Annotated in this window: 14 protein-coding genes, 3 tRNA genes, 1 rRNA gene, 1 other RNA gene and 1 other annotated feature; of the genes, 3 read left to right on the plus strand and 16 right to left on the minus strand. The window is 47.9% G+C overall.

Features of this window, described 5'->3' with window-relative positions:
* Window positions 1–345 precede the first annotated feature (345 nt).
* The 6 genes from KNP87_RS16935 to tadA all read right to left on the minus strand — a co-directional run bounded on the left by KNP87_RS16935 (window position 346) and on the right by tadA (window position 4,127).
* A complete protein-coding gene (locus tag KNP87_RS16935) occupies window positions 346–570 on the minus strand; it encodes a YaaL family protein (RefSeq protein WP_026831567.1) in 225 nt (74 codons plus the stop codon).
* Window positions 567–1,166, minus strand: a complete 600-nt coding sequence (recR, locus tag KNP87_RS16940; RefSeq protein ID WP_026831568.1) for a recombination mediator RecR — start codon at window positions 1,164–1,166, stop codon at window positions 567–569. The genes KNP87_RS16935 and recR overlap by 4 nt, the downstream gene beginning before the upstream one ends.
* 18 nt (window positions 1,167–1,184) lie before the next feature.
* Window positions 1,185–1,505 (minus strand): YbaB/EbfC family nucleoid-associated protein, encoded by a 321-nt coding sequence (locus KNP87_RS16945; RefSeq protein WP_012368932.1) that lies wholly within the window; start codon window positions 1,503–1,505, stop codon window positions 1,185–1,187.
* A gap of 22 nt (window positions 1,506–1,527) precedes the next feature.
* On the minus strand, window positions 1,528–3,210 hold the full coding sequence (gene dnaX / locus KNP87_RS16950; protein ID WP_214722363.1) for a DNA polymerase III subunit gamma/tau: 1,683 nt from the start codon (window positions 3,208–3,210) through the stop codon (window positions 1,528–1,530).
* A gap of 95 nt (window positions 3,211–3,305) precedes the next feature.
* Window positions 3,306–3,572, minus strand: an RNA gene (gene ffs, locus KNP87_RS16955) — signal recognition particle sRNA large type.
* A 48-nt stretch (window positions 3,573–3,620) separates the two neighbouring features.
* Entirely contained in the window at window positions 3,621–4,127 is a 507-nt protein-coding gene (tadA, locus tag KNP87_RS16960) for a tRNA adenosine(34) deaminase TadA (protein WP_026831570.1), read from the minus strand.
* Between the two features lie 108 nt (window positions 4,128–4,235).
* Here tadA and KNP87_RS16965 point away from each other — a divergent pair, with 108 nt between their 5' ends.
* Window positions 4,236–4,865, plus strand: coding sequence for a deoxynucleoside kinase (locus KNP87_RS16965; RefSeq protein WP_026831571.1), 630 nt, complete (start codon window positions 4,236–4,238; stop codon window positions 4,863–4,865).
* Complete coding sequence (locus KNP87_RS16970; RefSeq protein ID WP_026831572.1) at window positions 4,862–5,539, plus strand: deoxynucleoside kinase; 678 nt, start codon at window positions 4,862–4,864, stop codon at window positions 5,537–5,539. The genes KNP87_RS16965 and KNP87_RS16970 overlap by 4 nt, the downstream gene beginning before the upstream one ends.
* A 42-nt stretch (window positions 5,540–5,581) precedes the next feature.
* Here KNP87_RS16970 and KNP87_RS16975 read toward each other — a convergent pair whose 3' ends face one another.
* The 8 genes from KNP87_RS16975 to pdxS all read right to left on the minus strand — a co-directional run bounded on the left by KNP87_RS16975 (window position 5,582) and on the right by pdxS (window position 10,992).
* Window positions 5,582–6,043, minus strand: a complete 462-nt coding sequence (locus tag KNP87_RS16975; RefSeq protein ID WP_214722364.1) for a DinB family protein — start codon at window positions 6,041–6,043, stop codon at window positions 5,582–5,584.
* Window positions 6,044–6,149: 106 nt separating this feature from the next.
* Window positions 6,150–6,239 (minus strand) — tRNA-Ser (locus KNP87_RS16980).
* Between the two features lie 34 nt (window positions 6,240–6,273).
* A tRNA-Ser gene (locus tag KNP87_RS16985) sits at window positions 6,274–6,364 on the minus strand.
* A 36-nt stretch (window positions 6,365–6,400) separates the two neighbouring features.
* Window positions 6,401–6,491, minus strand: a tRNA-Ser gene (locus KNP87_RS16990).
* A 136-nt stretch (window positions 6,492–6,627) separates the two neighbouring features.
* Window positions 6,628–7,905 carry a serine--tRNA ligase gene (gene serS / locus KNP87_RS16995; protein ID WP_026831574.1) on the minus strand — a complete coding sequence of 426 codons (1,278 nt, stop codon included), beginning with the start codon at window positions 7,903–7,905 and terminating at the stop codon, window positions 6,628–6,630.
* A 61-nt stretch (window positions 7,906–7,966) separates the two neighbouring features.
* Window positions 7,967–8,175, minus strand: a binding site (T-box leader).
* Between the two features lie 12 nt (window positions 8,176–8,187).
* Window positions 8,188–9,438, minus strand: a complete 1,251-nt coding sequence (locus KNP87_RS17000) for a D-alanyl-D-alanine carboxypeptidase family protein (protein WP_214722365.1) — start codon at window positions 9,436–9,438, stop codon at window positions 8,188–8,190.
* Window positions 9,439–9,532: 94 nt separating this feature from the next.
* On the minus strand, window positions 9,533–10,111 hold the full coding sequence (pdxT, locus tag KNP87_RS17005) for a pyridoxal 5'-phosphate synthase glutaminase subunit PdxT (RefSeq protein WP_214722366.1): 579 nt from the start codon (window positions 10,109–10,111) through the stop codon (window positions 9,533–9,535).
* A complete protein-coding gene (pdxS, locus tag KNP87_RS17010) occupies window positions 10,105–10,992 on the minus strand; it encodes a pyridoxal 5'-phosphate synthase lyase subunit PdxS (RefSeq protein WP_214722368.1) in 888 nt (295 codons plus the stop codon). The genes pdxT and pdxS overlap by 7 nt, the downstream gene beginning before the upstream one ends.
* A gap of 129 nt (window positions 10,993–11,121) precedes the next feature.
* Here pdxS and pdxR point away from each other — a divergent pair, with 129 nt between their 5' ends.
* Window positions 11,122–12,516, plus strand: a complete 1,395-nt coding sequence (gene pdxR / locus KNP87_RS17015) for a MocR-like pyridoxine biosynthesis transcription factor PdxR (RefSeq protein WP_214722367.1) — start codon at window positions 11,122–11,124, stop codon at window positions 12,514–12,516.
* Between the two features lie 64 nt (window positions 12,517–12,580).
* Here the strand turns inward: pdxR and guaB are convergent, their stop codons facing one another.
* Both guaB and rrf read right to left on the minus strand, forming a co-directional pair.
* Window positions 12,581–14,047: an IMP dehydrogenase gene (guaB, locus tag KNP87_RS17020; RefSeq protein WP_026831579.1), complete on the minus strand. Its 1,467-nt coding sequence runs from the start codon at window positions 14,045–14,047 to the stop codon at window positions 12,581–12,583.
* 155 nt (window positions 14,048–14,202) lie between these two features.
* Window positions 14,203–14,311 (minus strand): 5S ribosomal RNA (gene rrf, locus KNP87_RS17025); the annotation flags it as partial.

A 14,311-nucleotide genomic window follows, 5' to 3' on the forward strand; every position in this document is an offset into this window, starting at 1 on the left:
TAAAGTGTTTGACTTGCTCGTTGTGTGACCGAAGTCACGTTGACGAAGCTTGCGCTTCATTCATTGTTTGTATCCGAAGATACGTTTTTTGCCTCATCGTTCAGTTTTCAAAGTTCGTCCGCGCCTGTTTTGGCGACTCAATTAGAATACCAAGTCTGAAACAATAAGTCAACAACTTTTTAAAAGAAGTTTTTTTCTTGTTTCCAGCAGTGCGCTCGTCCTCGTAAGGACAAGAATTAATATACCACGATAATTACACCCTGACAACACTTTTTCAAAACTAATTTAAAAAAAGAAAAAGAGACTGACCCTTGTGCGGGCAACAGCCTCTTTTCGTCCTCTTGATCACGATCTTAACGTGGTTAATGAAACCCGTCTTTGTTTTGCTTCTCTTATATAAAAGAAGTACAAGGATTCAGCCAGCTTCATTTGCGCCTCAAGATCCCCATGATCATCATAACTGATTTCAAGTAAATGTCGTTTCATCAGATAATTCTCTTTTGCTTGCGCCAGTTCTTGAAGGAAACGTTCATCGTATTCGGCTCGGATCTTTTTTCGAAACCAACTCATAACTCGCGTCTTCCCTCCATGGCACGCGATAGAGTGACTTCATCCGCATACTCCAGATCGCCTCCGACAGGCAAACCGTGTGCAATACGTGTGACACGAATTCCGGTCGGTTTCAGTAAGCGCGACAAATACATTGCTGTCGCTTCCCCTTCAATGTTCGGATTCGTTGCCAAAATGATCTCTGTAATGCCTTCGTCCGCTTGCAGACGTGTTAATAGACTCGATACGTTAATATCTTCAGGACCGATTCCTTCCATTGGACTGATTGCGCCATGGAGGACATGATACAACCCTTGGTAATCACGCATCTTTTCCATTGCTATGACATCACGCGAATCTTGGACAACACAAACGATTGTCCGGTTACGGTGCTTGTCTGAACAGACGTAACATGGATCTTTATCTGTAATGTTCCCACAGATGCTACAGTACGAAATATCACGTTTCGCACTTACCAGGGCTTTACCGAACATCAACACATCGTCTTCTTCCATATCCAAGACATGAAACGCGAGACGAACAGCCGTTTTCGGACCAATCCCCGGTAACTTCGTGAAACTTTCAATCAAGCGGCTGATCGCTTCAGGATATTGCACGTCGTTTCCTCCTACAGTTTAAAACATTCCCGGCATGTTCATCCCTTGTGTAAATTTACCCATCTTGCTCGACACGAGTTCATCTACCTTTTTCAAAGCGTCATTTGTCGCAGCAAGTACGAGGTCTTGAATCATTTCCACATCGTCCGGATCAACGACTTCTTCTTTAATGATGACATCGATGATATTTTTGTGCCCATCTGCTACAACTGATACCATTTCTCCACCAGCCGTGCCTGTCACCGTAAGGTCTTTTAACTCTTCTTGGGCTTTCGCCATATCTTTTTGCATCTTTTGCATCTGTTTCATCATATTGTTCATGTTTCCCATACCACGCATAATTGTTCCTCCTCTAATGAAATTAGTCTTCGAATTCTACGATATCACCAAATCGTCCCAACGTCTCGGACAACAATCGATCTTCTTCCGATTCGACTGCCACTTCTTTCTCTTCTATATTACTACTATTTCGTTTCGCAACAAACTCTGCTTTGAGTTCTTTCCAATCGTTATCGAGAATCGCAAGAATTTCACGTTTGACTCCGCAGACTTCAAACAACGCCTCTTCGATGACGAAACGTGTGCGTTCATTGGTCATGACTTGTTCGAAATGCCATCCTTTACCGTTATCAAACTCAATCAATAACGTATCGGCTGAACATAAGACCGGTTTACTTTCATGCACCAAGGAATAAATGGGACCATCCTGCTTAAGAATCAACTTCAAGATTGCATCCCAGCGTTCCTGAATCTCAAGTAACTGGGCTTTTTCCGCCCGACTTAACATCTGACGGATCCGCTCCTTGGCAATTCGTACAGTCGGTCGCGCTTGTTTCCGTTTGACGGGCTGCGCAGGTGTATTCTCAGCAACCGGAACTCCCGTGACTTTTAATTGATGCATCTGTTCTTTCAGTTCCCGGACTTCCTGTTGCAAGGATTGAACGATCTGTCCGGTTGTCCGTCCCTGTTCGGCAATCTGAATGAAGGCAATCTCAACGAGGACACGCGGATGATTCGTCAACCGCATCTGCTGTTGACAGTCATGCAACTGCTCGATGATATGGAAGCAGGTTTCCGTCTCAATCGTCTCGACGAATGTTTTGAATTCCGCTGTCGGTCGTGCCCGCTCCAGCAGATCAACCGCCGTCGGAGAAGCTTTCAGGAGTAAGGTATCCCGGTAGAAAAAGACCAAATCCTCAACGAACCGTTTCAAGTCTTTCCCCGCGCGTTGCATCTGTTCTAGCGTCTGTAAAAGCTGATCGACTTGATGGGCATGCAGGGCGTTGGCGACAGCAAGTAACGCTTCATCCTCTACGGCACCCGTCACTTCCAACACAGCATCATCGTTTAAATCTCCATTGGAAAAGGCAACCGCCTGATCGAGCAGACTCAAGGCATCCCGCATCCCGCCATCCGCTGCCCGGGCAATGAGCCGTAAAGCGGTTTCGGTATAGCCGATCGTCTGATCCGATAAGATGTACTGCATCCGCTCCATCAATTGATCGACTTCGTGCCGTTTGACGTCAAACCGCTGACAGCGCGAGATAATCGTCGCCGGGATTTTATGGGGTTCTGTCGTCGCCAAAATGAAGATGGCGTGGGCAGGGGGTTCTTCAAGTGTTTTCAGCAAGGCGTTAAATGCACCTGTCGACAACATATGCACTTCATCAATGATGTAGACTTTGTACGCCGCTTCAGATGGTGGATATTTGACCTTATCCCGGATTTCCCGGATTTCATCGACACCGTTGTTTGAAGCCGCATCGATTTCAAAGACGTCCGGACTTGATCCTTCCGTAATCGCCCGACACGTCGGACACTCGTTACACGGTTCGTTTACAGGTGCTTGTTCACAGTTGATTGCCTTGGCAATGATTTTAGCCAGACTGGTTTTTCCTGTCCCGCGTGGTCCAGAAAACAGATACGCATGTGACATCCGTTGTTCCATCAAAGCATTTTGAATCGTCCGGGTGATATGGGCTTGTCCGACGACTTCATCAAAACGCTGAGGGCGGTACACACGATATAATGCTTGATAGGCCAAATTTGCGCCTCCTCTTTTTATGATCCTGGTTCTATTCTACCTAAAAAAGTCTACAACCGAAACCGGCTGTAGACTTGTTATCTAAAATTAAACTGCCGCGCACCATATTCTGAAATAGGTTCAACATGCGTTACTCACGCAGCCTGCTCAGTCCAAGCACTCCCGCGGCACACAGAGAGCACCACTTAAGGCTGCTTCCTTCCGGACCTGACCTGATTCATGGGTATCTGTTGCGCAGGACTCAGACGTCAACGCTACTTACGTAAGGCAGACCACACCAATCCTATCCCTCGATATGGAATTCAGTCTCGCTATAGCGGATTGCGAGTGACAGGGAACCGCTACATCCCCACCTAGCACGGCAAATGGTTTATCGTATTTTAGTGGCACTTGTTTCGAGTGCTTTTTCATTATACTGTTTCATTCGTTTCGTTGCAACCCATTGCCCGTTTCTGTTGTTTCTTTTTCGCACGGAGCTCCCGGAAAAAAGACGTCAGCATCTCGCCACACTCTTGTTCGAGAACACCACCGGTCAATTGCGACACATGATTAAACCGTTCATCTTGAACGAGATTCATCAAGGTGCCACAGCATCCGCCCTTTGGATCGACTGCACCAAAGATGACATGTTCGATCCGCGACAACATGATCGCCCCGGCACACATCGGGCAAGGTTCGAGTGTCACATAGAGTTCGCATCCTTCAAGACGCCAGTTGGCCAGCTTTTCACATGCTTCTTCAATCGCCAGTAATTCTGCATGTGCGGTCGCTTGATGATTCGTTTCCCGGTGGTTGTAACCGGAAGCAATCACCTCATCTCCCTTGACGATGACACAGCCAATCGGAACTTCTCCAATCAATGCTGCTTTTTTTGCTTCCTCGATTGCAAGGCGCATATAGTGTTCATGCCGTTCCATCTTCACACTTCCTATCTTTACAAAAATTCTCCCGCTGAAACTTCAGCAGGTGCCGCTTCTTTGTGCTAAAATATAAATTGCACTTTGCTGAACGGAGGGTAATTGAATATGTTCATAACGGTTGAAGGACCAATTGGTGTTGGCAAAACTTCACTTGCGAACGCCATCAGTCATCATTTCTCATTTTCTATGTTACGCGAAATCGTCGAAGAAAATCCCTTTCTTGGAAAGTTCTATGAAGACATCGAAGAATGGAGTTTCCAAACGGAAATGTTCTTCCTGTGTAATCGCTTTAAGCAACTCGATGATATCGAACGTCACTATCTCAGCAAGCAACGCTCTGTCGTCGCTGATTATCATATCTTTAAGAATCTCATTTTTGCCCATCGTTCTCTGAAAGTCGAACACCTCGATAAATACGAACAAATCTACTCGATCCTGACGACGGATATGCCAAAACCGGATGCCGTCATTTATTTGGATGCGAGCATCGATACGTTAATGAAACGTGTTGCGTTACGAGGGCGTGAGATCGAAGAAAACATGTCACGGGCTTATCTCGAGCAATTGGCAGCCGACTACGAAACGTTCGTCACGGATTATCAAGCCAAACACCCGGAAGTCAAAGTCATCCGTTTTAACGGGGATGAACTGGACTTCGTCAAACGTCCGGAAGATTTGGAATATGTCCTGACAAAGATCCGCAATGAATTATATGAAGGAGCGAACCACGCATGAACTCGAAGTTACGCGAAAAGTACAATATCCCGGCAGACGCCGTCATCACGATCGGCGGAATGGTCGGTATCGGGAAATCGACGATCACGAACGGTCTAGCAGACTCACTTGGTTTCCGGACATCTCTTGAAAAAGTCGATACGAACCCTTACCTCGATAAATTCTACCATGATTTCGAGCGGTGGAGCTTCCACTTACAGATCTATTTCTTAGCGGAACGATTTAAGGAACAAAAGAAAATCTTCCAATATGGCGGCGGGTTCATCCAGGATCGCTCGATTTACGAAGATACAGGCATCTTTGCAAAAATGCATTTCGAAAAAGGGACGATGTCACCAACAGACTACGAGACTTACTCAAGTCTCTTTGACGCAATGGTCATGACGCCGTTCTTCCCACATCCGGATTTGTTGATTTATCTCGAAGGGTCATTCGAACAGGTCCTGGAGCGGATTCGTCTCCGTGGACGCGAGATGGAACAGCAAACACCAATCGAGTATTGGGAAGAGATGTATGAGCGCTATACGAACTGGATCAACAACTTTACGATCTGTCCTGTCCTCCGTTTGTCGATCGATGAGTACGATCTGTTAAACGAGCCGGAATCAATCGAACGGATTTTATCAAAAATCGACAAGCAACTTGAAGTTGCCCGAGCTGCGAAAGTCCGCTAATACAAAAGCCCGCTGACGAATCCGTCAACGGGCTTTTTTTTATCAAACAGTAACTTGTTTAATTTGTGCTTGATGATGAAGGTCGTGTTGCATCATTGCCCCTAAAAAATCAAGAAGTGAAATCGTTTTGCCTTTTGACGTAAACGTATCCGTTAACCGGTCTTCCGGAATCAAGTCGACGGCAATACGCAAGCGGTCACGGCTGACTAAAAATTCATCAATCGTTAAAATCCGTTGCTGTTCCCGGCTCATCTTCGCTGCTTCTTCGTTGACTGCCTGACTGTCCGGCGTCACACGGAACGGTTCATCTGCCAAGACATACGGTAAACGTTCCGCGACGATGAACCGGTCCCAAGGTGACAAATGTCCGACGATTTCAGCGACCGTCCATTTTCCTTCAGCATACGGTGTCCGCCAGGCATCTTCCGATATGTGTTCAAGCCCCCGAACGAAGTCGAGTGTCTCTTGATAGTGTGTGAGTAGCATGTGTTTCGTAATCATCATGATGGTTTCTCCTTTTTCCTTTTCGGATGTAGGAAAACATAGCATGCAGCATCCGATCGAATCAACAAAAAAGCACCCTACCCAACAGGTAGGATGCTTATATAAGCGGAGTCGGTGGGATTCGAACCCACGCGGGCCTTGCGACCCCTAACGGATTTCGAGTCCGTCCCCTTCAGCCGGGCTTGGGTACGACTCCATGTTAAATGTAATTTTAGGTAAAAAAAAAGAAGTGGAGGAGGCGGTGGGATTCGAACCCACGCACGGCTTTCGCCGCCTGACGGTTTTCAAGACCGTTCTCTTAAACCACTTGAGTACGCCTCCAAGTTATATGTAGTTTTCAGGTAAAAAAAAAAGAAATGGAGGAGGCGGTGGGATTCGAACCCACGCACGGCTTTCGCCGCCTGACGGTTTTCAAGACCGTTCTCTTAAACCACTTGAGTACGCCTCCGTACTTATAATCGAGCGTTGTGTTGCACAAGCGCCTTCCTGACATAAATTATAATAGCATCTTGGTTTTCCTGTGTAAAGCCTTTTTCTAAAAAAACTTTTTAAAAAATCAGAAGGGGGAAATCCCCCTTCCCTACTTACGCTTGAATCACTTCAAGACCACCCATGTATGGACGAAGCACTTCTGGAATAACAACTGACCCATCCGCTTGCTGGTAATTCTCAAGGATTGCTGCTACTGTCCGTCCGACGGCTAACGCTGATCCGTTTAACGTATGCACGAATTCCGGTTTTGCGTTCGCTTCGCGGCGGAAGCGGATTTGTGCCCGGCGTGCTTGGAAATCTTCAAAGTTTGAACAAGAAGAGATTTCACGGTACACCCCTTGGCTCGGCATCCAGACTTCGATATCATATTTCTTCGCAGCCGTGAAACCAAGATCCGCTGTACACATGCTTAAGACCTGATACGGTAATTTGAGTAATTTCAAGACGTCTTCTGCTTGCGCCGTCAACAGTTCAAGCTGTTCGTAAGATTCTTCCGGTTTGACGAAACGAACGAGTTCGACTTTGTTGAACTGGTGTTGGCGGATCAGACCGCGTGTATCACGACCGGCAGAACCGGCTTCAGAGCGGAAACACTGGCTGTAGGCCGCGTAACCAATCGGCAACTGGTCGGCTGACAGAATTTCGTCCCGGTGCATGTTCGTCACCGGTACTTCTGCTGTCGGGACGAGGAAGTAGTTCGTGTCTTCGACTTTGAAGGCATCTTCTTCAAACTTCGGAAGTTGTCCTGTTCCTGTCATTGAGTCCCGGTTGACCATGAGTGGCGGGAGAATTTCCGTATACCCGTTTTTATCTTGGTGCAGATCCATCATGAAGTTGATCAATGCCCGCTCGAGACGTGCACCGGCACCCCGGTAAAAGACGAACCGGCTTCCCGTTACTTTTCCTGCCCGTTCGACGTCGACGATTTTTAACTGTTCCATCAAATCCCAGTGCGGAACGGCTTCGAAATCAAAGGCTGGCTTGTCGCCGACTTCCCGGATGACGACATTATCATCTTCCGTAGAACCGATCGGGACGCTGTCGTGAGGAATGTTCGGAATACCGAGTAACAGCAAGTTGAGCGTTGCTTCGACCTCGCGTAGTTCGTCATCAAGTGCTTTGACTTGATCCCCGACTTGACGCATCGCAGCGATCGCCTCATCAGCGTTTTCTTTATTGCGTTTCAATTCAGCGATTTTTTTCGTCGCTTCATTCCGTTCCGCTTTCAGAACTTCTGTTTTTGCAATTAATTCCCGGCGCTTCTCATCGAGTTCGATGAACCGGTTCATGTCCGTCAAATCTTCACCTCGGTGGGCAAGTTTTTCTTGAATTGCATCAAAATCCTGGCGTAATCGTTTAATATCAATCATGTTTTCTCCTCCTTTTTTTCAATAAAAAAAGGCAATCCATCCCTCTCCGGTTCAAAAACCGAAGAGGGACGAATCACCTGGATCCGCGTTGCCACCCTCATTGCTAGTTCAACTAGCCCACTCTAAAGACGCGATAACGGGCGTACCCGCACCTTGTTCGCAAGGTGTGTGATCCGGCTCGATTCAAAGTATCCTTCTGACTAGTTCACACCACCCACTAGCTCTCTTAACAGAATAAATGCTTTTACTTGGTCCGTTCATGACATCATTATGAGATTAGCTTTACTTTACACTATCCCCTTGACGATTGACAAGGGTTGGTTGATGAATTGCCTGACTGATTTTTTCGGACCAGGCCGAAATTGCCCGAAACAGCCGCGTCTGAAAACTGGCGAGTTTAACCGTTTCAGCACTGTACAACACGGCATGCGGTACCGAGAAGCCGGGTAAATACAAACCCTCGTCTTCGACCTGGACCGTTCCGATCGCCTCTCCCCGCTTTAAGGGAGCCTGTTCTTTTGAAAACTGAAAGACCGGTGGACGTTGGTCCGATTTGTTTGTCGAGACGGTAACATACAGTGGGGTTTTCGTGACGACATCATAACGGGCTTGTTTTGCCCCTTTGATTGGTAACACCCGTTTGATTTGTTCCCCTTTTCCGTAATACGTCAACGGTTCAAAGGACGCAAAACCGTAATCCAATAATTTTTTGGTTTCCGTGAAGCGCGCTTTATCAGATGTCGTTCGCATGACGACAGATACGAGCGTCAAATTTCCGCGCGTCGCCACACTGGCAAAACAGTACCCGGCAAGATCCGTCGTTCCCGTCTTCATCCCCCGCATGCCCGAATAGGCATACGGTTGACGGGTCAACATCTTGTTCGAATTCTCGACTTTCTCCCCATTGATGGTGATGGCCGAACGTTTCGTAATGTCCAGAACATCCGGATACTCCTGAATATAACGGATGATCAATAATGCAATATCCATCGCGGTCATCAAATTGGTACCCGGCAATGTCGCATCCACCGCGTCGAGACCGGACGCATTGGCATATTCAGTATCTTTCATCCCGAGCGAAGCAGCCGTCTCATTCATCTGTTCGACGAATTGCATTTCCGTTCCCGCCATGACTTCAGCCAGCAGAACGGCCGCATCATTTGCTGATTTGATCAGCGCCGCATCGTACAGCTCCCGGATTGTGTACGTCGTTTTTCGAATCGGAAGACGGGCAATCCCTTCCGTTTTTGCTAATTTCAATACTTTGGCACTCGGTTTGACGGTCTGATTCCAGGACAGTTTTTTTTGTTCGATTTGTTGACGCACAAGATACAGTGTCATCAACTTGGTCATCGAAGCAGGAGGTAAGGCTAAATCAGCCTCTTCTGCCAATAAAACCTTTCCTGTGACCGCATCAACCATTATGTAAGATTCCGCTTGAATGGCTGGCGGCTCAGCAGCATGGCCCGTCATCGGCGACAAACCAGCTGTCAGTAGGAGCGCACTCAGAAAAAGCATGAAAAGACGTTTCATCGGTCCTCTCCTTCACATGATGTTATGTCTTTTCAGTGTAGCATAAAAAAAGAAACCGACAGCTGTAAACTGACGGTTTCTCCCGTACTTCTTCTCATACCGAAATCGATCGGGATTGATTGATTTTTTGAACGAAATAATGGTGCAGGCGTGAATCTTTCGTCAATTCCGGATGAAAGGAACAGGCGAGGTGAAGATCCGTTTCGACGGTCACGATGGCGTCCTCCGCCTTCGCTAACACCCGAACCCCTTCTCCGACCTGCTCGACGTAAGGTGCCCGGATGAAAACGGCTTCGACATCCTGCCCAACCCCTTCAACCGCCAGCATCGTTTCAAAACTATCGACTTGCCGTCCGAACGCATTCCGTCTGACCGTCATTGGAATCGCTTGGAGGTGCGCCGGTCCTTCATTCAATTCGCTTGCCAATAAAATCATTCCCGCACACGTTCCGAACATCGGCAGTGTCGTAACTTTGCTCCGCAGGACATCGAGCAATCCGTACCGGTCAATTAACCGGCGCATCGTCGTGGATTCTCCCCCCGGTAAAACCAATCCATCGATTCCATCTAGATCGGTCACGGATTTAACGACCACCGTTTCCACGCCTAATGTCCGCAAGATGTGCTCGTGTTCGCGAACTGCTCCTTGAACACCCAGGATACCGATTACCATCCGCGTGGTGCCATCCGTTCCTCAAACGGCATCGACGTCACATCGATTCCTTTCATCGCTGTCCCGAGTCCCTTCGACAGATGCGCGATGCGCTCGAAATCATCTTTGTAAGTCACCGCTTCAACGATGGCTTTCGCCACACGTTCCGGATGCTCCGATTTAAAAATACCTGAGCCGACGAAAACCCCGTCTGCCCCGAGATGCATCATCAATGCCGCATCCGCGGGAGTCGCAATCCCGCCTGCCGCAAAATTCACGACCGGAAGACGACCCGCTGCTTGAATCTGTTGCAAGACTTCATACGGTGCTCCCCACTCTTTTGCACGGGTCATCACTTCATCCGCCGGTGAGTGAAGAATTTGATTTAATTGGGCTTGAATCTTGCGCATATGTCGGACGGCTTCCACCACGTTACCGGTTCCCGGTTCACCTTTTGTCCGGATCATCGCAGCGCCTTCCGCAATCCGTCGCGCCGCTTCCCCTAAATCACGTGCCCCGCAGACAAACGGCACCGTGAAGGCGGATTTCAACAAATGGTACTCTTCATCCGCCGGTGTCAGCACTTCGCTCTCGTCAATGAAGTCTGCTCCCATTGATTCAAGGATTCGCGCTTCAACGATATGTCCGATTCGGCATTTCGCCATGACTGGAATCGATACTGCCTGTAAGACGTCTTCTGTAATGAGCGGATCGGCCATCCGGGCGACGCCGCCATCCCGACGAATATCGGACGGTACGCGTTCGAGTGCCATGACCGCGACCGCTCCGGCCGCTTCCGCAATTTTAGCTTGCTCCGCATTGACGACATCCATGATGACGCCACCCTTCTGCATTTCCGCCATTCCTCTTTTAACACGATCAGATCCTTGTTGCCGTTCCATCATTCTGAACTCCCCCTAAAAAGTGATGTCATGTTTAATCGGTGATAGTTCCTAGTATATTCTTCATTGACTATTTTAAAAGTATCAGTTTATGATGAATTGACCAGGTCAGTAAAAAGGAGACAACTTATGGATATGCTATCGTTCGAGTTGATACGGGAAAGCCATCGTCCTCTGTACGAGCAGCTCTATCAACAAATCCGCCAGGAAATCATCGAGGGCCGTTTGGCGTATGGTACAAAATTACCGTCAAAACGAAAACTCGGTCAGTTTTTAAATCTCAGTCAAACGACGATCGAACTTGCGTATCAGCAATTGGTCGCAGAAGGGTATGTCGAATCGATTTCACGCAAAGGATACTTCGTCTTGGCGTATGAAGAACTCGCTTATGTCAAAACAAAGCCGTTACCGACCAGCCAACGGACGTCGGAAAAACCGATTCTGCGCTATGACTTCCATCCGAGTAAAATTGACGGATCGTCGTTTCCGTTCTCGCGTTGGCGAAAACATGCCAAGGATGTCATCGATGAACAACATCAATCGCTCGTCTCGCTCGGTCATCCGCAAGGGGACTTGCCGTTACGCGTTGAAATTGCGACCTATCTCTATCATTCGCGCGGTGTCGTCTGTTCGCCGGAACAGATCATCATCGGTTCCGGCGTCGAACAGTTATTGCCGCAAATCATCTTTTTATTAGGCAAAACAACGACCTATGGCATCGAAGATCCCGGGTACCACGCGACACGGTTGATACTTGAAAGTCATGAACGAACCACGATTCCAATCCCGGTCGACCAAAACGGTTTAACGATCCACTCCCTGATTCAAAGTCCGGCCGATGTCATGTACGTCACGCCGGCCCATCAGTTTCCATCCGGCAGTATTTTATCCGTCAACCGACGACGGCAACTGTTGAACTGGGCGTCGGAATCAGCAAATCGTTACATCATCGAGGATGATTATGACAGTGAATTCCGATACACCGGGAAATCGATCCCTTCCTTGCATAGTATGGACAGCGATCGTGTGATTTATGTCAGTACGTTTTCGAAATCATTGATGCCTTCATTGCGGATCGGGTACATGGTCTTACCGCGGCTTTTACTCGAGCGGTATCAGACGGAGTTTCCGTACTATACATGCAGCGTGTCCCGTTTTGACCAAACGATTTTAACGCGTTTTATGAAAGAAGGGGACTTCGAGAAACATTTGAACCGGATGCGGAAGATTTACCGCCGGAAGCTCGATGTCGTCGTCCATGCGTTACGTGATATTCCCTTTTTACGATTGACGGGTGAAAGTGCCGGACTCCATGTCGTGCTGTCCGTCTCAAACGGGATGAGTGAACAGGAATTGCTTCAACGGGCGAAGAACGCTTCGATTCAAGTGTACGGATTATCGGATTATGCCCAACTGCCGTTATCCACAATTCATCCACAGATCGTCCTCGGTTTTGCGAGTGTCACGGAACAACACCTGGAACAAGGACTTGCTGAACTGGTGGCTGCTTGGCAGTTACAATGAGGTTATCCACATGTTTATCCACAAAAAAACCCTGTGACCGATAAAGGTCGACAGGGTTTTTGAATCATTGACGTGTATAGTTCGAGGCTTCTTTTGTAATTTGAATATCATGCGGGTGGCTTTCTTGCAAGCCAGCTCCTGTCATGCGGATGAATTGTGTCTCTTCACGTAATTCTTCAAGCGAAGCCGAACCACAGTATCCCATACCTGAACGAATTCCTCCGACAAGCTGATAAACAGAATCTCCGAGTTTACCACGATAGGCGACACGACCTTCGATTCCTTCCGGGACAAACTTTTTGTCCGCTTCCTGGAAGTAACGATCCTGACTGCCACGTTTCATGGACGCCTCAGAACCCATACCACGGTACGTCTTGAACTGACGTCCTTGATAGATTTCCATCTCGCCCGGGCTTTCCTCTACACCAGCCAGCAAACTTCCCAGCATGACAGCGTGTCCACCCGCTGCGAGAGCTTTGACGATGTCACCCGAATACTTGATTCCGCCGTCTGCGATGATCGAGATGCCGTGTTTACGGGCTTCTGTCGCACAATCAAAGACTGCTGTGATTTGTGGAACACCTACACCTGCAACAACACGTGTCGTACAGATCGATCCAGGACCAATCCCAACTTTAATGACCGATGCACCAGCCTCAATCAAATCACGTGTCGCTTCTGCTGTTGCTACGTTTCCGGCAATGATCGGCAAGTTCGGATATTCGTCTCGCAGTTCACGTACTTTCACGAGAACCCCTTCAGAATGACCGTGTGCTGTATCGACGACCAATGCGTCAACACCTGCATCAACAAGGAACTTCGCGCGAACCGAAGCATCTTTTGTCACACCGACCGCTGCGGCAACAAGCAAGCGACCTAATGAATCTTTTGCTGCATGTGGATATTGTTCAACTTTTTCAATATCCTTTGTCGTAATCAATCCTTTTAAAACACCGTTCTCATCAACGAGTGGTAACTTTTCAATCCGATGTTTGTGGAGAATTTGCTCTGCCTCTTGCAGTGACGTTCCGACTTTCGCAGTCACGAGTTCGTCCGTTGTCATGACCGTCTCGATGACTGTCGAGTAATCTTTTACAAAACGGAGATCACGGTTCGTCAAAATACCAACAAGCTTCCGTTCCGTTTCATTGTTGACGATGGGAACACCTGAGATGCGATACTTACTCATAAGATATTCAGCATCATAGACTTGTCTTTCCGGAGTGAGATAAAACGGATTCGTGATGACACCATTCTCAGAACGTTTAACGCGGTCGACGTGCTCCGCTTGATCTTCCATTGACATGTTCTTGTGAATGACACCAAGACCGCCTTGACGGGCCATGGCAATCGCCATCGGAGCTTCTGTGACAGTATCCATTCCAGCACTGATTAAAGGAATGTTTAAAGTAATGCCTTCACATAACGTTACAGACAAATCAACATCTCGCGGTAAGACACTTGATCGACGTGGTACGAGCAAGACGTCATCAAACGTCAAGCCTTCTTTAGCAAATTTGTTCTCCCACATGTTATCCACTCGCTTTCTCTTCTATAAAAGAATATTGATGTTATGGTAACAAGCAGGAGGTGTCATGTCAATGACTCCTCCAATAATCAGAACAATCTGACGTTTCACATAACACAAAAAAACCGACCTGCAGATGCAGATCGGCTTCTTCAATTGCCTGGCAACGTCCTATCCTCACAGGGGGAAGCCCCCAACTACTTTCGGCGTTCAAGTGCTTAACTTCCGTGTTCGGCATGGGAACGGGTGTGACCACTTGGCTATCGT

Source organism: Exiguobacterium sp. s192, from assembly GCF_018618795.1.
GTDB lineage: Bacteria > Bacillota > Bacilli > Exiguobacteriales > Exiguobacteriaceae > Exiguobacterium_A > Exiguobacterium_A undae.